This is a genomic window from Streptosporangium sp. NPDC001559 (genome assembly GCF_042893955.1).
Taxonomy (GTDB): Bacteria; Actinomycetota; Actinomycetes; order Streptosporangiales; family Streptosporangiaceae; genus Streptosporangium.
In genome coordinates, this window is record NZ_JBIAVG010000001.1 from 840798 (window position 1) to 860219 (window position 19422).

Below are 19422 nucleotides of genomic sequence, written 5' to 3' on the forward strand. Positions count from 1 at the left end.
AAAGCCCCGGGCGCTCGCGCGACCCGGGGCTCGATACGTCATCTCTGCGAAGTGTCGGTTACTTCTCGATGATGGCGAGCACGTCACGGGCGGAGAGCACGAGGTACTCCTCGCCGCCGTACTTCACCTCGGTGCCGCCGTACTTGCTGTAGAGGACGACGTCGCCCTCCTTGACGTCGAGCGGAATGCGCTTGTCGCCGTCCTCGTCCCAGTTGCCAGGGCCGACAGCGAGGACCTTGCCCTCCTGCGGCTTCTCCTTGGCGGTGTCCGGGATAACGAGACCGGAAGCAGTGGTCTGCTCGGCCTCAAGCGGCTGGACCACGATGCGGTCGCCGAGCGGCTTAACGGGAACCTTGGTGGCGGTCGTCACGTCGGACCTCCCCTTCAGATTTGAATGATCTAGAAGAGGCGACCAGCGGTCTGCCGTCGCGGGTGTCAGACCTGCCTCGTCGCGTATGTTTGGCACTCTCACCGGGAGAGTGCCAATACGGAACAGTATGCAAGGAGGCCTTGACAGTCAACACGAACCGCCTCCGTACTGGGTACGCGAACCTCAAACCCTGCGCCGCCCCGCCGCCGGCAGGCCTCTGACCCGCGCGATCTCGGTCTCGTACAGCTCCCGCGAACCGCGCAGGAAACCCAGCACGAAACGGATCTCCTCGTCGGAGTAACCCGAGATCAGCCGCCTCCCCCGTTCGACGATGGGACCGTACAGCCCCTCGACCCTGGCGAGGGTCTCGGGGGTGGCGCGCACGACCACCTTCCTGCGGTCCCCGGGGTCCGGGGAGCGTGTCAGGTATCCGGCCCGTTCGAGGCGGTCGAGCATCGCGGTGACGCTGCCCGTGGTGAGCCCCAGGCCCGTCCCGAGGACGCTGGGTGTGACGTTCCCCTCAGGCCCTTCGCGCACCAGGATCTCCAGGCAGCGCAGGTCGGTCCTGTTCACCCCGAGGTGGATCGCGACCGCCTCGTCGAAGGCGTCGACGGCCGTCTGACCTGCCTGGATCTCCTGTCCCAGCTCCGCCCTGAGAGCGCCGTCCCGACGCTCGGGACCATTTTCCCTTGACATTCAAGCCTCTCGACCATCAAGCTAAATATGCCTCGAACATCAAGATACATGGCGTTCGAGAAGAACACCCCTGTCCAGACCCACCTTCCAAGGGAGACCCGTGTCCCCTCTCCACGTGATCGTCATCGGTGCGGGCACCGGCGGAATGTGCCTGGCCCACGGCCTGCGGCGCGCCGGGATCTCGGTCGCGGTCTACGAACGCGACCGCACCCGCGCCGACGGCGTGCACGGCTACCGCGTCGGCATCGACCCGACGGGCAACCAGGCGCTCCGCGAGTGCCTGCCCTCCGAACTGTTCGACACCTACACCGCCACCTGCGCCAGGACGCCCGCCTACTTCAACGTGCTGACCGAACGGCGCGGGACGATCGCCTCCTTCCGGCTGCCCGAGAGCACCGACCCGGTCCACAGCGAACGCTCGGTCTCCCGGATGACCCTGCGCCAGGTGCTGCTCACCGGGATGGACGACGTCGTGCGCTTCGGCAAGACCTTCACCCACTACGAGCGCGGCGCGGACGGCACCGTGACCGCCTTCTTCGACGACGGCACCTCGGCCACCGGCGACCTGCTCGTCGCCGCCGACGGCACCGGCTCCAGGGTCCGCAGGCAGTACCTCCCGCACGCGAAGGTCAGGGACACCGGGGTGATCGCGGTCTCCGCCAAGGTCGCGGTGACCCCGGAGACCAGGGCGCTGCTGCCCGAGGAGGTCTTCAACGGGATCTCCGCCACCTTCGCCCCGAAGGGCCAGTTCTGCATCTGGCACGTCATGGAGTTCAAGTGGGACCGCGACGGCGAGGTCAAGCACGGTGTCGGCGGCAACGACGCCGAGCTGATCGCGCGCTGGCCCGGCCTGCTGTACGACAACACCCGCGACTACATCAACTGGGGCTTCTCCGCCTCGGCCCGCAGGTTCCCGCCCGGGGTGATGGACCTGCGCGGCGAGGACCTCAAACGGGTGGTCCTGGACATGACGCCCAACTGGCACCCGGACCTGCGCGCGCTGTTCCGGGCCGCCGACCCGGGCAGCTGCTTCCCCATCGCCATCCGCACCTCCGAGCCGGTGGACCCGTGGGAGACCACCAACGTCACCCTGCTCGGCGACGCCGTGCACACCATGACCCCCGGGCGGGGCGTAGGCGCCAACACCGCCCTGCGCGACGCGATGCTCCTGACCAGGCGGCTCGTCACCGTCCGTGACGGCACGCCGCTGCTGGACGCCGTCGCCGCCTACGAGGCGGAGATGATCCCGTACGGCTTCGCCCGCGTCGCCGACTCCCTCGCCCAGAACGGCACCAACGGCGACGACCTGCTGCACAGGCCGGTCATCGGCCGTGCGGTCCTGGCGGCCAACCGGACGTTCTTCCGCGCGGTCGGCGGCGTCCCGGCGCTGCGCAGGAAGTTCGTCGACTCCCTCGTCGCCTACCGCGCCGCGGACGCCTGAGAACCTTCACCCCGATTCCCGCGCTTCGGGGCGACACCGGGACGCCCATCGGAGAACATACGACTTCGGGAACATACGAGCGAGCACCGGGGGGGAACGCGACCCGATGGCTACGAACGGTGACGGGAAAGACGCCACGGCGAGCGGCGTGACCGCCCTGCTGGGCTGAGGAGAGGCTCCATCCGTCCGAGGCGGTAGCGTCGGGCGGTGTGGAGCTTTACTCGTTCCTGGAGCTGTTGACACCCCGGGGCCAGGAGGCCCTGGCCGCCGCTGAGACCGCGGGAGACGACCCGGTCGCGGCGGTCACCCGGCTCAGGAAGACCTACGACGCCGACCTGACCTCCGCGGCGCTCACCCAGGCGGGGCTCAGACGCCGCGCCGTGGAGAAGTTCGGCGCCGACGCCGGGGTGATGTACTTCACGCCGAACGGCCTTGAACAGTCGACCCGGCGCGAGGTGGCCGACCACCGCGCCCGGCGCGTCCCCCCCGGCTCCCGGGTCGCCGACGTCTGCTGCGGCATCGGCGGGGACACCCTGGCCCTGGCCAGGGCCGGATGCGTGGTCGAGGCGGTCGACGCCGACCCGCTCACCGCCGCGGTCGCCCGGGCCAACGCCGACGCGCTGGGGTTCGGCGACCGGGTCACGGTCCGTGCGGCCGACGCCGCCACGGTCGACCCGTCCGGTTTCGACGTCCTGTTCGCCGACCCCGCCCGCCGTACGGCCCGGGGCAGGACCTTCGATCCGATGGCCTACTCACCGCCGTGGCCCCAGGTGCTGGAGATGGCGCGCGGGGCGAGGGCCGCGTGCCTGAAGGTGGCCCCGGGGATCGACTACGCGTTCATCCCACCGGGGGCGGAGGCCGAGTGGGTCTCCCACCGGGGCGAGGTCAAGGAGGCCGCGATCTGGTGCGGCGCCCTGGCCGGCGAGGTCGAGCGCAGGGCCACGATGCTGCCGTCCGGCGCGACGCTGACCCCCGATCCCAAGCTCGGTACGGCGGGGCACGGCCCGGTCGGGCGCTACGTCCACGAGCCCGACGGGGCGGCGATCAGGGCCCACCTCGTGGCGGAGGTCGCCGACGCGGTCGGCGGGCACCTGCTCGATCCGCGCATCGCCTACATCACGGGGGACGGGGCGGAGCGGACGCCGTGGGCGGCGCGGTACGAGGTCCACGAGACTCTGCCGTTCTCGCTCAAACGGCTGAGGGCGGCGCTGCGTGCGCGTGGAGTGGGAAACGTGACGATCAAAAAAAGGGGTTCGGCGGTCGACGTCGATCGCCTCAGAAAGGACCTTCGCCTGACCGGGGGCGAATCTGCGGTCGTTATTCTCACCAGGATCGAGGAAAGGCCTTTCGCCTTGATATGCACCCCTTCCTGAACTGGCAAAACGGTACATCCAGCAATTAACCGGCGATCTGTCTTTTTTAAATTTGACACGGAGGACACATGTCTCAGGGGCTAGGGTTACTCGCGCATGGATTTCCGGGGAAAGCTCGGCCAGCATTCCTCGGTAAATTACAAACAAAGTCCTTAAAGAAATATTAAAGCCCGCCGCGTGGCCGACCGTCGGCGGGGAAAGGGGTTTTCCGTGGATCGTTCCGGCCACACCCTGTTCCACGCGGACGAGCAGAGCCCGATCTTCGACCGGATGCGCGAACTGCTGGCGCACGCCGCCCAGGACCCCGTGCGCGAGCAGCGCCCGCAGGGGCCCGCGTACGAGCAGCGCCCGCAGAGCTCCGTCTACGAGCAGCTCCCCCCCGCGCCCATCTACGACCAGTGCCCCCAGACGCCCGTGTACGAGCAGCTCTCCCCCGCGCCCGTGTACGACCAGCGCCCCCAGGGCACCGGGCTCGATGAGATCCGTCAGCGCCTCGACGGCGTGGAGTGGCTGCTGCGGGAGGTCAGGGATCGGGAGAGCGGGCTGAACGGCACGCTCGAATCCGTGACCGGCCGCCTCGACAAGGCCCTGACCCGCCCGCCCGCCTGGGTCCAGGGACTCGCCCAGCACGTCGAGGCGGTCCGCGACCACGTGGACTCGGTCGGCGCGCGGGTCGGCTTCCTGACCCGGGAGGTCAAGTCGGTCGGCGCGCAGATCGTCCCCCTGGACGGGCTGCCGCGCCTGTGGGCCGATCTCAGCGCCGTAAGCGAGAAGACCGACGAGGCGCTCTCCCGGCTCCGGGTGCTCACCGGCAAGACCCAGGACACCGGGGAGACCACCGAGCGGCTCGGCCGTCTCCAGACGGGCATGGACGCGGCCGCCGGCCGGTTCACCCGGCTGGACAAGGGGCTGGGTGAGCTGGTCCGGCGTACGGGGTCCCTTGAGAAGGGCCTGCCCGAGCTGTCGGCGGGCTTCCAGGGGGTCGTCGCCGAGGCGACCCGCCGCCTGTCGGACGCCGTCGAGCAGGTGAGTGGCAAGATCGACATGATCATGGTCAGAATCGACGGCCTGACCGAGGACGTCGGAGACTGCCTGAACGACCTGGACGGGCGGCTGGCCGCGCTTGAGCGGCGGATGACGGAGACGAACGAGCGGCTCGGCGAGATCGCCGCCCGTCACGAGGCGCGGTTCGACGCCCTCGACGAACGCCTGGACGACGTCGAGGGGCGGACCCTCAACCGGATCGAGGCCGTCGACGCCCGGCTACGGACGCTCGACGGCCACACCGGGCGGCCGGAGGACGTGCAGGCGCACGTCACCGGGGCCGGGAAGCGGCTGAAGGGCCTGCTGCAGACCCGGGAGCGGGAGCAGCGGCGCCTCGACCCGTTCGAGGAGCGCGTCGCCCAGGCCCGCGCGGCCCTCGCCCCCTTGGGCGACGTGCTGCGCGCCCAGCCGGGCCGCGAGCGGCTCACCGAGGCGCTGGCCCGGACCGTCGAGCCCGCCGGCGCCGACCCGACCGGCAGGCTCGGCGCGCTTGAGGAGACCGTGCTGGTCCTCGCGGAGGCCCTGCTGCGCCGGCCCCACGGCAACGGGGACTGACGCCTTCAGCACATGTTGTCGCCCGGTAGGCAGGGGGAGGTGTCGCACGCCTCCTCACCGCACAGGTTGTTCCTGACCACCTTCAGCAGCAGGGTCAGCTCCCCCGCCTGCCCCGGGCTCAGGCCGCCGGTCATCCGGCGGTGGACCTCCGCCAGGACGCGTTCGACCTCCGGGCGCAGGGCGTCGCCCTTCGGGGTGCTGCTGACGATGCTGACCCGGCGGTTGGCGGGACTGGGCGCGCGGCTGACGAAGCCGCTGCGTTCGAGGCGCTGGAGGGTCTTGGTCATCGTGGACATGTCGATGCCGATGAGCCTGGCGAGCACGTTCTGCGGCTGCGGGCCGTACTCCCAGAGCAGGGTCAGGGTGCGCTCCTGGCCCGGGTAGAGGTCGAGTTCGGCCAGGAGACCGGCCATGAGCGTGCGGTGCCCTCGGGCGGCCTGGATCATCAGGCAGTTCAGGCTGTCGGGGCTTTCCTCCCAGGCTTCGACCCCCGCCGGTTCCTCGTCAAGCCGTGGAAGCGTCATCTCGTCCTCCTGTTCGACTCCAGCCTACTCCTTGCAAGTTGGTCGCCCAAGTTGTAGAACTGACTCTTGGCCGACCAAGTTGGTCGCCCAAGTTAGCCGACCATATTAGAATCCCGAAGGGATCAGCCATGCCGTTCTCCCCGTTCAGGCTCGGTGCCCTGGAACTGCCGAACCGTCTGGTCATGGCCCCCATGACCCGTTCACGTGCCTACGTGGACGGCATCCCCTCCACGCTGACCGCCCTGTACTACGCGCAGCGCGCCTCGGCCGGTCTGATCGTCTCCGAGGGGGTGCAGCCGAGCGCGGCGGGCAAGGGATACATGGACACGCCGGGTCTGCACACCGACCGCCAGGTCGCCGGGTGGCGTGAGGTGACCGACGCCGTCCACGCGGCGGGCGGCCGGATCTTCGCCCAGCTCATGCACGTGGGCCGGGTCGGCCACCCCGACAACACCGGCGCGATCCCCGTCGCGCCGTCGGCCGTACGGCTACAGAGCCAGATCTTCACCCCGAACGGCCCGCAGGACCCGCCGACCCCCGTCGCGCTGACCACCGAGGAGGCCGAGGCGACCATCGGCGACTTCGCCGACGCCGCCCGCCGCGCGATCGACGCCGGGTTCGACGGGGTCGAACTGCACGGGGCGAACGGCTATCTCATCCACCAGTTCCTCTCCCAGAACGCCAACCTGCGCCAGGACCGCTTCGGCGGCTCCGTCGAGAACCGGATCCGCTTCGCCGTCGAGACCGCGCGGGCCGTCGCCGACGCCGTCGGCGCGCACCGGGTCGGCATCAGGATCTCCCCCGCCACCGGCAGCCAAGACCTGGTCGAGGAGGACGCGCACGAGGTCTACCCGGCACTGCTCGCCGAGCTGGCCGACATCGGCCTGGTCTACCTGCACCACCTGGCGGGCGGCTCGGCGGAGTTCGACGGGCGGGTCCGCGCGCTGTGGCCGCACGCGCTCATCGTCAACGACCCCGCCAAGGCCGACCCCTCGGCCGCCTCCGCCCACTGGCTGGGCCAGGGCGCCGACCTCGTCGCCCTGGGCAGGTCGTTCCTGGCCAACCCCGACCTGCCGGTGCGCCTGCGCCTCGGCGCGCCGCTGAACGAGCCCGACCTCTCCAAGGCCTTCGGCGGCGACCACACCGGCTACACCGACTACCCGGCGCTCGCCCTGCACCCGGCCTGACGGCCCGTCGTCACACGTGGACCGTGGTGATCGGCAGCGAGGAGTCGGCGGGGATGTCCAGCGGAGAGGGGGAGATCCCGGCCGCGACCAGGTCGGAGCCGAGCGCGGCCACCATCGCCCCGTTGTCGGTGCACAGACCGGGCCGGGGGACGCGCAGCCGTACACCCGCGGCGTCGCAGCGCTCCTGGGCCAGGGCCCGCAACCGGGAGTTGGCGGCCACGCCGCCGCCGATCAGCAGGTCGCGTACGCCGTGCTCGCGGCAGGCCAGCAGGGCCTTGTGGGTCAGCACGTCGACCACGGCCTCCTGGAAGGAGGCGGCCACGTCCGGCACGTGGATCGTCTCACCGGCGCGCTCCCTGGCCTCGACCCAGCGGGCGACGGCGGTCTTCAGCCCGGAGAAGGAGAAGTCGAGCGTCCCGTCGTCGTGCTTGCCCCTGGGGAAGGCGATGGCCGTACCCGAGCCGTCGCCCGCCACCCGGTCGATGTGGGGGCCACCGGGGAAGGGCAGGCCGAGCACCCGGGCCACCTTGTCGAAGGCCTCTCCGGCGGCGTCGTCGACGGTCGAGCCCAGCGGGATGACCTCCTTGGCGACGTCGGGCACCAGCAGCAGCGAGGAGTGACCGCCGGAGACCAGCATCGCGATGCAGGGCTTGGGCAGGGCGCCGTGTTCGAGCTGGTCGACCGCGACGTGGGCGGCCAGGTGGTTCACGCCGTACAGGGGCACGCCAAGTCCGAGCGAGTAGGCCTTGGCGGCGGCGACGCCGACGAGCAGGGCTCCCGCCAGGCCGGGACCCGCGGTCACCGCGATCGCGTCGATGTCGGTCAGGCGCAGGCCCGCCTGGTCGAGGGCGCGCTCAACGGTCGGGGTCATCGCCTCAAGGTGGGCCCGTGAGGCGACCTCGGGCACGACGCCGCCGAACCGGGCGTGCTGCTCGACGCTTGAGGCGATCGTGTTGGCCAGCAGGGTGTGCCCCCTGACGATGCCGATCCCGGTCTCGTCGCAGGAGGTCTCGATGCCCAGCACTAGGGGTTCGTCACGCATTGAGGTCCTTCTTCATCATGATCGCGTCGGTGCCGTCCTCGTAGTAGCGGCGGCGCAGGCCGATCCGCTCGAATCCGAACCTCTCGTAGACGGCCTGGGCCCCGGAGTTGTCCGCGCGCACCTCAAGGAAGATCGACGTGGCGCCACGCCGTACGGCCTCGGCGAGCAGCTCGGTCAGCATGGCCCCGCCGATCCCGGCCCGGCGGTGGCCCTCGGACACGGCGATGGTCTGCACGTCCGCCTGGTCCCCCGCGGCGTAGAGCCCGGCGTAGCCGACGATCTCCTCGCCGACGACGGCGACCACGTAGTGCCTGGTCCTGGGCTGGTCGTCCAGCTCACCGCGGAGCATGCCCTCGCTCCAGGCGTCCAGCGGGAAGGTCTCCCGCTCGACCTTCATCACCTCGGGCAGGTCGTCGTGGGTCATCAGGCGCAGGATCACGCTCACGCGGAGACCCTCTTCGGCGGAGCGGGCACCTGGGCGTCGGGACGGCGCAGGTAGATCGGCCTGGGCAGGCTCAGCACGGGATGCGTGCCGCTCTCCACGACCTCCGCGACGTCGGGCTGGCCGAGTTGTTCGGCGGCCAGCGCCGCCATCGCCCCGGCGAAGGGGTACTCGGGCGCGTCGAGCAGCCGGGAGACGCCGACGACCTCGGCGTACATCCGCGCGCCCGCGCCGACGAGCGGCAGGTCCGCGGGCAGGTCCTGGGGTTTGTCGACGGCGGGACCGGACAGACGGGTCCGCCGGTCCTCGTAGTGACCCCAGAAGACCTCCTTGCGGCGGGCGTCCGTGGCCACGAGGAAGGGCTCCTCGCGCCCGCTGCCGTAGGCCACGGCGTCGAGCGTGCACAGGCCGTAGGCGGGCACGCCCAGCGAGGTCGCCAGGGCCTGGGCGGTGACCAGGCCGACCCGCAGCCCGGTGTAGGGACCGGGGCCGGAGCCCGCGACGACGACCGTGACGTCGGCGAGGACGACACCGGCCTCCCGCAGGACCGTCTCGATCGTGGGAACGAGCAGCTCGCCGTGCCGACGGGCGTCAACCGTCGTCGACTCGGCCAGGACCCTCTCGCCGTCGTGCAGCGCTGCGGTGACGGCGGGGGTCGCGGTATCAAAGGCCAGGACCAGCACGAACAGTTAGCCTAGTCCGTCTCGGATCGGGTCAGGTCCTCGCCTTGACGAGCGCGCGCCGATCCGCGCGCCGACCTGGCCGACCGCTCCATCCCGGGTCAGGTCCTCGCTTTGACGAGGGTGGCGTAGACGATGACGTTGTCGCGGTACTCGTGCCTGTCCCAGTCGAAGGTGCCGCCGCAGGTGATGAGCCTCAGGCCGTCCTCCAGATAGACCTTGTCCGCGGGGAAACGGTCCTTGCTGGTCTGCTCGATGGAGTCCACACGGTACTGGGCGACCTTGCCGTCACTGCGCACGACCTTGATCGCCTGCCCGGCCCGCATCTGCTTGAGCTTGTAGAAGACGGCCGGGTCGGTCTTGGTGTCGACGTGCCCGAGGATCACCGCGGAGCCGGGGTCGCCGGGGACCGCGCTCTCCTTGAGCCATCCGGCCTCGTCCGGCCTGTCGAACGGCGGCAGGTCGATCTGGCCGTCCGTGACGCCGAGCTTCATCAGGGGCGCCTGGATGCCCAGCGAGGGGATGTCGAGGCGCTTGGGCACGACCGCGGCGCGGGCGGGGGTCTCGTCCCGGTCGCCCCTGTTGATCGCGACCATGACGAAGCCGGTGACGAGCCCGGCGACGACGATCCGGGTCCAGCGGGAGGAGGCCATCGGTTACCGCTACGAGCGGCGACGCCGTACGACGAGGTAGCCCGCTCCGCCGGCCAGGGCGACGGCGAGCAGCGCCCCGGTCGTGCCGAGCGGCATACCCGAGCCGTCGTTCGGACCGCCGGCGGCGGTGCCTCCGCCGCCGGTCGCCGGGCCGTGGGTCGAGATGATCGTGCGGGTCGGCTTCGGGCGTGAGGTCGGCTTTGAGCTCGACTCTCCGTCGGAGACGACCCTCAGGCTGGCCTTGCCGGTGTCGTTGGTGCCCTCGCACCTGGTGTTGACGTCGTAGACGCCGGTCTTGGCGCCGTCGGCGACGGTGGCCTGGCCACGGACCCAGGGGCGCGCGGCGGGTGTGCCGGTCGCGGAGGCGGAGGGGCTCGGGGTCGCCAGGATCGGCTCAAGGGTGATCGCGGCGCTGAAGACCTCGGCGGAGGCGGTTCCCCGGTGCTCCGGACCGCCTTCGGGGATGGGGCAGTTGGCCAGCACCCACACCTTCTGCCCGGCCTTGGCGCGGGCCGGCTGGAGCTGGACCTCGATGTCCTGCCTGCTGATCGTGGTCCGATCCGCCACGGGTGAGGTGTTCCCGTTCGTGCCCTCCGTGGTGGGCTGGGCCGTGCATCCGGCCACTCCGAAGAGGGCGGCAGCCCCCAGAACCGCGACACGCTTCACCCTTGGCACCCGTCGCACTCCACTTCGCAGTCCGGCCGACGACCCTGGCTCGGCTTAACTTCCCGCCTGATCTCCATTAAACATGGACATAACCGCATGGTCGATCTTCGGTACCGATGATCTATCCCAAGTGGGATGTGATGCCAGAGTGCCAGGATTCCCGGGCCTACGGGGGTGAATCAGACAACGCCCTCCCAGCGGGCGCCGACGCCGCGCAGCCGTACGGTCCGTTCCTCGGTCGCGCCCGCGGCCTCGGCGCGCTCGACGCTGATCTCAAGGCGGTCCTCGGTCAGCCCCTCGACCAGGCCCTCGCCCCACTCGACGACCGTCACCGAGTCTTCGAGGGAGGCGTCCAGGTCGAGGTCGTCGACCTCCAGGTTCCCGCCGAGGCGGTAGGCGTCGGCGTGCACCAGCGCGGGACCGCCGGACAGCGAGGGGTGGACCCTGGCGATGACGAAGGTCGGGGAGGTGATCGGCCCGCGCACCTTCAGCCCCTCCGCGATCCCCTGGACCAGGGTCGTCTTGCCCGCGCCCAGCGGCCCGGACAGCACCGCGAGGTCTCCCGCGCGCAGCAGCCCGGCCAGTTCGACGCCCAGCTCGCGCATCTCCTCCGCGGTCGCCACGACTCTCACCGGTTCGTCTCCTCTGTGTCTGCGGGCTCCGCGCCCCCTGGTTCGGCCGCCGCCCGCTTGAGCAGGTCGCGCAGCGCGTCGTTGACGACGGTAGGCCGTTCGAGCTGGATCAGGTGCGAGGTTCCGGGAACCTCGGTGAGCTGGGCCCGTGGCAGCGCGGCGGCGATGGCCCTGCTGTGCTCGACCGGCGTCAGCCAGTCCTTGTCCCCCACGATGATGGAGGTCGGCACGTCGTCCAGGACGCCGAGCGCGCCCAGTTTGTCGTGCGACATCAGCGCGGGGTAGAAGTCGGCGATCACCTCGAACGGCGTCGAGCGGATCATCGACTCGGCGAAGTCGACCACCGTCGGGCTGACGTTCTTCGGGTCGCCGAAGCCCAGGTGGCGCAGGAGCAGGAAGGCCACGTCGTTGCCCGCCTGCCGCCCCTTGTCGACCAGCGTGCCGCCCCTGCCGAGCAGGGCGACCGTTCCGGGGGTGACCCTGTGCACGGCCCTCGACAGCAGCGCGGGAAGCCCCAGGGAGATCTCGGCCAGCTTGCCCGCCGAGGTGGAGATCAGCGCGACGCCCTTGACCTTGTCGCCGAACAGGTCGGGGTGGCGTTCGGCGAGCGCCATGACGGTCATCCCGCCCATGGAGTGGCCGACCAGGACGCACGGGCCGGGCACCAGCTCCTCGATCACCTCGGCCAGGTCGTCGCCGAGCCGGTCGATCGTGCATCCCTCGGCGCCCGCGTGCGGCGAGCGCCCGTGCGCGCGCTGGTCCCACAGGACCAGGCGGTGGGAGTCGCGCAGGTCACGCCGCTGGTAGTGCCAGGAGTCCAGGTTGAGCGTGTAGCCGTGGCAGAGCACCACGGTGAGCGGGGAGTCCTCGACGCCGTCCACCTCGGCGTAGAGGCCGACGCCGTCGGAGGTGGTGACCCTGACCGGCTCACCGCGCAGTTCGCCGAGGGGCTCGCTCATCTCCAGGTCCGGACGGAGCCTGATCCGCCCGACCGCGTACCGCTTGGCGAGGGCCGCGGCGGCCACCCCGGCGGACGCGGCGCCGACGACGGCTCCCGCGATGCCGACCCTGCGCCGTGCGGTGTTGCTCATGCGACCCCCAGCCGTGCCTCTCAGTGGTAAACGCGCGGAATCCGCGATCCGATCCTGGTCACGATCTCATGCGTGATCGTGCCAAGGGAATCCGCCCATTCCTGCAGGGTCGGCTCGCCCAGCGACCCGTCACCGAAGACGATGACCTCGTCGCCCTCGGTCAGCGGGTCGTCCCCGACGTCGATGACGAACTGGTCCATGCAGACCCGCCCGGCGACCCGGTGCCGCCTGCCACCCGCGAACACCTCCGCGAGGTTGCCCGCGTTCCGCATGATGCCGTCGGCGTAGCCGAGGGGGACCAGGCCGAGCGTGGTCTCGCGCCCGGTGAGGTAGGTGTGGCCGTAGGAGACCCCGGCTCCGGCGGGCACCCGCTTGGCCATCGCGATCCGCGCGACCAGGGTCATCGCGGGCCGCAGCCCGAAGTCGCCCATCTCGGGGATGGGGCTCAGCCCGAAGACCGCAAGGCCGGGGCGGACCATGTCGTAACGCGCCCTGGGCAGCGTCAGCACCGCCGCGGAGTTGGCCAGGTGCCGGATCACGTGCGAGCCGCCGATGCCCGCCCGCTTCGCGACCGCCACGGCGTCGTCGAAGGCGTCGATCTGGATGTCGATGGACGGATGGCCGGGCATGTCGGCGCAGGCGAGGTGCGACCAGAGTCCGACGACCTCGACGGTGCCCTCGACCTGTCGTTTCATGGCACGCTCCACGAGCGTCGGCCACTCGGCGCCGGACGCGCCGCCCCTGCTGATGCCGGTGTCCACCTTCAGGTGCACCCTGGCCGTCCTGCCCGTACGGCCCGCGGCCTCGGCGATGGCGTCCACCAGCCACACGGCGCCCGCCGACAGGTCGATCCCCTGGACGATCGCCTCCTCAAGGGGCTCGCCCGGCGGGATGATCCACGCCATGACCGGCGCCGTGATCCCGTCGGCCCGCAGTGCCAGCGCCTCACGGATGTAGGCGGCGCCGAGGCGGGTCGCACCCCCCGCGAGACTGGCCCTGGCGGAGGCGGCGAGGCCGTGGCCGTAACCGTCGGACTTGACCACGGCCATGGTCTCCGCACCCTGAGAGCGCTCCCTCAGCAAGGCCACGTTTTCCCTGATGGCGGAGAGGTTCACCCTCGCCTCGGCAGGGGTCATCGGCATGCTCATTCCCCCAGTCTCCCAGGTCAGCGGTCTAACCTATGCCAAAGACACCTCTTTTGGGACGTTTCCGGCGACGCACCATCGCCCTGGCAGGCGGCCGGGGCGAGGTGTTCACCTGCCCTCCCTACCCTGTCCGAAACCCCCGCTTATCTCGACCGGAAATCGGATTCGAGGAGTGACCGCAGCACACCCTGGACCGCCTCAAGGACGTCCCAGGCCGACAGGGGGCCGTCCGCGCCCGCCAGGCCGTGCAGATGGGCGGCGCACGAGGCCGCGTCGTAGGGGTCGAGCCCGGCGGCCAGCAGCGTCCCCGCGATCCCGGCGAGCACGTCCCCCGTGCCCGCGGTCGCCAGCCACGGGCTGCCGGTGAGGTTCACCCTGACCGGCAGGCCGTCCCGCGCCACGAGGGTGGTCGATCCCTTGAGCAGCACGGTCACGCCCAGCTCCGCCACCGCCCGCCGTACGTGGTCCAGGGGGTCGGCCTCGATCCGCTCCCTGGGCACGCCGAGCAGCCGTGACAGCTCCCCCGCGTGCGGGGTGACCAGCACCGGGGCCGTACGGCGCAGCAGCGACCTGTCCTGGGCCACCAGCGTCAGCGCGTCGGCGTCGACGAGCACGGGCACGTCGCTCGCCAGCACGGCGCGGACGACCTCCAGCGACTCCGGTCCCGTCCCGAGGCCGGGACCGAGCACCCACGCCTGCACCCTGCCGACCTCGCCGATCCCCTGCCCCGGCCTCAGCTCTGTGATCACCGCCTCCGGCCAGCGGGCGCGCACCTGCGCCACCGGCTCGGCGACCCCGGCGTAGCGGACCATGCCCGCCCCCGACCTGACCGCCCCGCCGACGGCCAGCACCGCGGCGCCGGTGTAGCCGTGGCTCCCCGCCGCGACGCCGACCACCCCCCTGCGGTACTTGTCGGACGTGGTGTCCGGCCTGGGCAGCAGCGCGGCCACGTCGGCGCCGGTCAGCGCGGTCACCTCGGGCTCCGGCGTGTACGGCCCGAGCCCGATGTCGACGAACTCCACCCGTCCCGCGTGACGTGCCCCCGGGCTGACGAGCAGCCCGGCCTTGTAGGTGCCGAAGGTGACCGTGACGTCCGCCTCGACCGCCTCCCCCTCGACCCGCCCCGTGGTGGCGTCGACCCCGCTTGGCACGTCGACGGCGACGACCAGGGGCCCGTCGCCCGCGGCCCGTCCTGAGGCCTCCCGGGTCAGCCCGGCCAGCGTCGAGTACGGCTCACGCGGCGCCCCCGATCCGCCGATGCCGAGCAGGCCGTCCATGACCAGGTCGGCCGCCCCGAGCAGCGCGCGCACCCGCTCCCGCCAGCCGTCCTCGGCCGCCCTGATGTCGAGGACGCGTCCCCCGGCACGGCGCAGGGCCGCCAGGCCGGCCTCGTGGACCCGGGTCCCGGCCAGGACCGCCTCGACCCTGGCCCCCCTGGCCGCCAGGCGGGCCCCGGCGAACAGGGCGTCTCCCCCGTTGTCCCCGGAGCCGACCAGCAACACGACCCGCGAGCCGTACACGCCGCCGAGCAGCGCCGCGCAGGTCACGGCGAGGCCGGTCGCGGCCCGGTCCATGAGCGTGCCGTGGGGCAGCTTCGCCATCAGGGCCGCCTCGGCCGTCCTGACCTGATCGGAGGTGTGAGCGCTGAGCATGATCCGACGGTATCCCGTCCGGCCCGCGCCACACCGTGAGGCCGTACGGTCAGCCCTCGGCGATCACGTAGGCGACGGCCACGCCCCCGTCGTGCGTCAGCGACACGTGCCACCGGACGACGCCCAGGGCCACGGCGACCTCGGCGACCGCGCCGTGGACGCGCAGCTCCGGCCTGCCGTACGCGCCGGAGAGCACCTCGGCGTCGAGGTGGCTCAGCCCCGGAGGGGCGCCGAGGGCCTTGGCGACGGCCTCCTTGGCCGCGAACCGCGCCGCCAGGGACCGTACGGCCAGCCCGCGCTCGGCCTCGGTGAACAACCTGGCCCGCAGGGAGGGCGTCCTTTCGAGCGACGCCGCGAACCGCGCGACGTCCACGACGTCGACCCCGATGCCTACGATCACGGTTCCAGGCTAGGGTCTGTCCCCGGTACCCACTTTCCCGCCCCGGCAATCCATGGATGTTATCCACAGGTTGTGGACACATCCTCCATGGCAAGATATGTCGGTCGCCGCTTCTAAGGTGATCACATGCTCTCGCTGGCCGTCGTGGCCATCCTGATGGCCTTCGCGGCCCGTTACGGGTCAGGCCCGGTCCGTCCGCAGCGGATCACGGCGTTCGCCAGGCGCCACGCGCTGGCGATCACCCCCGGTGCCGAACCCGTCGTCCGGCACTACCTGCGGACCACCCGCATGTGGCGGGCCCCGGGGCTGGTCGCGGGACTCTTCCTCACGCTGTCCCTGATCCCCTTCACCGACCTGGGGCTGCCGTTCGGGATGTCGATCGACCCGTTCAGCGGCTGGTTCCTCGGGGTGATCGGGGCCGAGTTGGCGATCGGCTCCAGACGGGATCCGGGGCCGGTCGCGGCCGTCACCGCCCCGCCCCGCCTGCTGTCCCCCCAGGCCCGCGCCTTCCTGTACGGCGGCGCCGTACTGAGCGCGGCGAGCCTGCTGATCGGGATCGGCGTCGCCCTCGCGGGAGGCGCCTCCCCCGCCCTGCCCTGGGCGGGGGTCGGCGCCGCCGTCACGGGTGGAACGCTGCTCCTGGTCCGCTCCCTGCGGCTGCGCCCGATCCCGGCGGCCCCGGCCGACGTGGTCGCGGCCGTGCTCGCCACCCGTTCCCGGTCGGCCCACACGCTGGCCACGGGCAACGCGGTCTTCGCCTACGTCTGGGGCCTGGTCGACGTCCCCATGTCCGCCTGGGGCGACCTGCCGGTGGGCGTCATGGGCCTGCCCCTGGTGGTCGGCGCCTTCCTCACGGGCACCCGGCAGTGGGCGATCGCGGTGGGGCCCCCGGCTACTCGACCGTGACGGACTTGGCCAGATTACGGGGCTGGTCCACGTCATGGCCCTTGGCCGTGGCCAGCTCACAGGCGAAGACCTGCAACGGCACGGTGGCCACCAGCGGCTGCAGCAGGGTCGGCACCACCGGAACACGGATCAGCGTGTCGGCGTACGGCTCGACCGAGGTGTCGCCCTCCTCGGCGACGACGATGGTCTTGGCCCCCCTGGCCCTGATCTCCTGGATGTTGGAGACGATCTTCTCGTGGGTCACCCGCTGACCGGACGGCGAGGGCACCACGACCACGACGGGCAGCCCCGGCTCGATCAGCGCGATCGGCCCGTGCTTGAGCTCCCCGGCCGCGAAGCCCTCGGCGTGCATGTAGGCGAGCTCCTTGAGCTTCAGCGCCCCCTCAAGGGCGACGGGGAAGCCGACGTGACGGCCCAGGAAGAGCACGCAGCGCTCGTCGGCCAGTGAACGGGCCAGCTCTCTGACCGGCTCCATCGTGGAGAGCACCTCCTCGACCCGCGCGGGCATCTCCCACAGCCTGGCGACGATCTGGGAGATCTCGTCGCCGAACTTGGTCCCCCTGACCTGGGCGAGGTAGAGCGCGACCAGGTAGCAGGCCACGAGCTGGGTGAGGAAGGCCTTGGTCGAGGCGACGGCGATCTCCGGGCCCGCGTGGGTGTAGAGGACGGCGTCCGCCTCACGCGGGATCGTGGACCCGTTCACGTTGCAGATGGCCAGCACCCGGGAGCGCTGCTCGCGGGCGTGCCGTACGGCCATCAGGCTGTCCATCGTCTCCCCGGACTGGCTGATCACGATGATCAGCGTGTCGCGGGTGAGGATCGGGTCGCGGTATCTGAACTCGCTGGCCAACTCGACCTCGCACGGGATGCCCGCCCAGTGTTCGATGGCATATTTCGCGATAAGTCCGGCGTGGTAGGAGGTGCCGCACGCGATCACGATGATCTTGTTGATCTCCCGCAGTTCCTCGGCGGACAGCCGTACCTCGTCCAGCGTCAGCAGCCCGTCCACGTCGATCCTGCCCAGCAGCGTGTTCGCGACCGCCCGGGGCTGCTCGGCGATCTCCTTCAGCATGAAGTGGTCGTAGCCGCCCTTCTCCGCCGCCGAGGCGTCCCAGTTCACGTGGTAGTCCCGCGTCGGGGCGGGACGGCCCTCGAAGTCGGTGACCGTGATCTCGGTGGCGCGCAGCCGTACCACCTGGTCCTGGCCGAGCTCGATCGCCTCCCGGGTGTGGGCGATGAAGGCCGCCACGTCGGAGCCGAGGAAGTTCTCCCCCTCGCCGCGCCCGACGACCAGCGGGGAGTTGCGGCGGGCGCCGACCACCGTGTCCGGCTCGTCGACCGAGACGGCCAGCAGCGTGAAGGCCCCCTCAAGCCGCCGGCAGGTACGGCGCATCGCCTCGGCCAGTCCCAGGTCGGCGAACTCCTCCAGCATGTGCGCGACCACCTCGGTGTCGGTCTCCGATTCGATCTTGTGACCGTTGTCCTCAAGCTCGGCCCGCAGCTCGGCGAAGTTCTCGATGATGCCGTTGTGGATGACCGCGATCCGCTCGTGGCAGTCGGTGTGCGGGTGGGCGTTGCGATCGGTCGGCGCGCCGTGGGTGGCCCACCTGGTGTGCCCGATCCCGGTCGTCACCGGCGGCACCGGGTACCCCGCCAGGCTGGAGCGCAGGTTGGCCAGCTTGCCCGCCCGCTTCTCGACGGTGAGCTCCCCGTCGGTCCCGACGAGGGCGACCCCCGAGGAGTCGTATCCCCGGTACTCCAGCCGCCCCAGCCCCTCGACGACCATGTCGACGGCCCGCCGCCCGCCGACGTACCCCACGATTCCGCACATGGGACCCCCCTTTCGTCCGAACGAGATAGGGAGAACGTGCCCGCAGGCTCGGGGTTCCCGCCCGGTATCGAGCAAAGCCGTCCCCACCGAAAGGCACTTTTGACCGATCAGTAGGCTTCGGAGCTATGGCCAACGGGTTGGACGGCACGCCGTATGTGGAGCTGAGCCGCAAGCAGTGGGGCGAGCTCCGCAAGAACACGCCGCTGACGCTCACCGAGGAGGAGCTCTCGGAGCTGCGCGGCGTCGACGACCCGATCGACCTGGCCGAGGTCACCGACATCTACCTGCCGCTCACCCGGCTGCTCAACCTCCACTTCACCGGGGCCAGGCAGCGCGGCGCGGCGGTCAGCACCTTCCTCGGCGCCGGGCAGCGGCCCTCGCCGTACATCCTGGGCATCGCGGGCAGTGTCGCGGTCGGCAAGTCGACCACCGCCAGGCTGCTGCACACCCTGCTGGCCCGCTGGCCCGAGCACCCCAGGGTCGACCTGGTCACGACCGACAGCTTCCTGTACCCGAACACGGTGCTCACCGAGCGGGACATCATGCACAGGAAGGGCTTCCCCGAGAGCTACGACCGGCGGGCCCTGGTGCGCTTCGTCGCCGACGTCAAGGCCGGTCTGCCCGAGGTCAGCGCCCCGGTCTACAGCCACCTTGAGTACGACATCGTCCCCGGCGCGCTGCAGACCGTGCGCAGGCCGGACATCCTCATCGTCGAGGGCCTCAACGTCCTGCAGCCGGCCCCTCCTACGGCGCTGGCCGTCAACGACTACTTCGACTTCTCCATCTACGTGGACGCCAAGGTCGAGCACATCCGCGACTGGTACGTCGACCGCTTCCACAAGCTGCGCCGTACGGCCTTCGAGGACCCCAAGTCCTACTTCAGGCACCTGGCCGAGCTGTCCGAGGAGGAGGCGACCGCCTTCGCCAAGGACATCTGGCGCGACATCAACGAACGCAACCTGGTCGAGAACATCGCCCCCACCAGAGGCCGCGCGGGCCTGGTCCTCTACAAGGGCCCCAACCACTCCGTCCGCCGCGTACGGCTACGCCGCATCTGACACCGAATCCGAATCCCCACTTCCAGGCTCGTTG

The 19422-nt window shown here is 71.1% G+C and carries 20 protein-coding genes; 6 read left to right on the forward strand and 14 right to left on the reverse strand.

All coding sequences use genetic code 11. The features are described from left to right. Positions 1-58: 58 nt before the first annotated feature. Positions 59-370, reverse strand: a complete 312-nt coding sequence (gene groES / locus ACFYY8_RS03695; RefSeq protein WP_184712660.1) for a co-chaperone GroES — start codon at positions 368-370, stop codon at positions 59-61. 183 nt (positions 371-553) lie between these two features. Beyond that, entirely contained in the window at positions 554-1066 is a 513-nt protein-coding gene (locus ACFYY8_RS03700; RefSeq protein WP_390036797.1) for a MarR family transcriptional regulator, read from the reverse strand. Positions 1067-1166: 100 nt separating this feature from the next. Between ACFYY8_RS03700 and ACFYY8_RS03705 the strand changes: the two genes are divergently transcribed. From ACFYY8_RS03705 to ACFYY8_RS03715, 3 genes are all read left to right on the forward strand, one after another. Further along, positions 1167-2507: an FAD-dependent oxidoreductase gene (locus ACFYY8_RS03705; RefSeq protein WP_390036799.1), complete on the forward strand. Its 1341-nt coding sequence runs from the start codon at positions 1167-1169 to the stop codon at positions 2505-2507. 209 nt (positions 2508-2716) lie between these two features. After that, complete coding sequence (locus tag ACFYY8_RS03710) at positions 2717-3880, forward strand: methyltransferase domain-containing protein (protein WP_390036801.1); 1164 nt, start codon at positions 2717-2719, stop codon at positions 3878-3880. A 210-nt stretch (positions 3881-4090) separates the two neighbouring features. After that, a complete protein-coding gene (locus tag ACFYY8_RS03715; protein ID WP_390036803.1) occupies positions 4091-5479 on the forward strand; it encodes a hypothetical protein in 1389 nt (462 codons plus the stop codon). A gap of 5 nt (positions 5480-5484) precedes the next feature. Here ACFYY8_RS03715 and ACFYY8_RS03720 read toward each other — a convergent pair whose 3' ends face one another. Then, positions 5485-6003 carry a MarR family winged helix-turn-helix transcriptional regulator gene (locus ACFYY8_RS03720; protein ID WP_390036805.1) on the reverse strand — a complete coding sequence of 173 codons (519 nt, stop codon included), beginning with the start codon at positions 6001-6003 and terminating at the stop codon, positions 5485-5487. 128 nt (positions 6004-6131) lie between these two features. Between ACFYY8_RS03720 and ACFYY8_RS03725 the strand changes: the two genes are divergently transcribed. Continuing rightward, on the forward strand, positions 6132-7190 hold the full coding sequence (locus ACFYY8_RS03725; protein ID WP_390036807.1) for an alkene reductase: 1059 nt from the start codon (positions 6132-6134) through the stop codon (positions 7188-7190). Between the two features lie 10 nt (positions 7191-7200). Here the strand turns inward: ACFYY8_RS03725 and tsaD are convergent, their stop codons facing one another. The 10 genes from tsaD to ACFYY8_RS03775 all read right to left on the reverse strand — a co-directional run bounded on the left by tsaD (position 7201) and on the right by ACFYY8_RS03775 (position 15593). Then, the gene (tsaD, locus tag ACFYY8_RS03730; RefSeq protein ID WP_390036809.1) at positions 7201-8232 is read right to left on the reverse strand and encodes a tRNA (adenosine(37)-N6)-threonylcarbamoyltransferase complex transferase subunit TsaD; all 1032 of its coding nucleotides are present in this window, start codon (positions 8230-8232) and stop codon (positions 7201-7203) included. After that, positions 8225-8656 carry a ribosomal protein S18-alanine N-acetyltransferase gene (gene rimI / locus ACFYY8_RS03735; RefSeq protein ID WP_390036935.1) on the reverse strand — a complete coding sequence of 144 codons (432 nt, stop codon included), beginning with the start codon at positions 8654-8656 and terminating at the stop codon, positions 8225-8227. The genes tsaD and rimI overlap by 8 nt, the downstream gene beginning before the upstream one ends. Positions 8657-8673: 17 nt before the next feature. Continuing rightward, the gene (gene tsaB / locus ACFYY8_RS03740; RefSeq protein ID WP_390036811.1) at positions 8674-9357 is read right to left on the reverse strand and encodes a tRNA (adenosine(37)-N6)-threonylcarbamoyltransferase complex dimerization subunit type 1 TsaB; all 684 of its coding nucleotides are present in this window, start codon (positions 9355-9357) and stop codon (positions 8674-8676) included. Between the two features lie 98 nt (positions 9358-9455). Further along, positions 9456-10007 (reverse strand): class F sortase, encoded by a 552-nt coding sequence (locus ACFYY8_RS03745; protein ID WP_390036813.1) that lies wholly within the window; start codon positions 10005-10007, stop codon positions 9456-9458. Positions 10008-10016: 9 nt separating this feature from the next. After that, entirely contained in the window at positions 10017-10673 is a 657-nt protein-coding gene (locus ACFYY8_RS03750) for a hypothetical protein (RefSeq protein WP_390036815.1), read from the reverse strand. Between the two features lie 179 nt (positions 10674-10852). Then, entirely contained in the window at positions 10853-11305 is a 453-nt protein-coding gene (gene tsaE / locus ACFYY8_RS03755) for a tRNA (adenosine(37)-N6)-threonylcarbamoyltransferase complex ATPase subunit type 1 TsaE (protein WP_390036817.1), read from the reverse strand. After that, a complete protein-coding gene (locus ACFYY8_RS03760) occupies positions 11302-12396 on the reverse strand; it encodes an alpha/beta fold hydrolase (RefSeq protein ID WP_390036819.1) in 1095 nt (364 codons plus the stop codon). The genes tsaE and ACFYY8_RS03760 overlap by 4 nt, the downstream gene beginning before the upstream one ends. Before the next feature lie 20 nt (positions 12397-12416). Further along, complete coding sequence (gene alr / locus ACFYY8_RS03765) at positions 12417-13538, reverse strand: alanine racemase (RefSeq protein ID WP_390036821.1); 1122 nt, start codon at positions 13536-13538, stop codon at positions 12417-12419. A 146-nt stretch (positions 13539-13684) separates the two neighbouring features. After that, positions 13685-15193, reverse strand: coding sequence for an NAD(P)H-hydrate dehydratase (locus tag ACFYY8_RS03770; RefSeq protein ID WP_390036823.1), 1509 nt, complete (start codon positions 15191-15193; stop codon positions 13685-13687). Positions 15194-15242: 49 nt separating this feature from the next. Next, a complete protein-coding gene (locus ACFYY8_RS03775) occupies positions 15243-15593 on the reverse strand; it encodes a holo-ACP synthase (protein WP_352015570.1) in 351 nt (116 codons plus the stop codon). 126 nt (positions 15594-15719) lie between these two features. On the opposite strand from ACFYY8_RS03775, the gene ACFYY8_RS03780 reads away from it, so the two are divergent. After that, entirely contained in the window at positions 15720-16499 is a 780-nt protein-coding gene (locus tag ACFYY8_RS03780) for a hypothetical protein (protein WP_390036825.1), read from the forward strand. Here ACFYY8_RS03780 and glmS read toward each other — a convergent pair. Continuing rightward, entirely contained in the window at positions 16486-18330 is a 1845-nt protein-coding gene (glmS, locus tag ACFYY8_RS03785; protein ID WP_390036827.1) for a glutamine--fructose-6-phosphate transaminase (isomerizing), read from the reverse strand. The genes ACFYY8_RS03780 and glmS overlap by 14 nt on opposite strands. 155 nt (positions 18331-18485) lie before the next feature. Here glmS and coaA point away from each other — a divergent pair, with 155 nt between their 5' ends. Next, the gene (gene coaA / locus ACFYY8_RS03790; RefSeq protein ID WP_390036937.1) at positions 18486-19388 is read left to right on the forward strand and encodes a type I pantothenate kinase; all 903 of its coding nucleotides are present in this window, start codon (positions 18486-18488) and stop codon (positions 19386-19388) included. Positions 19389-19422 lie beyond the last annotated feature (34 nt).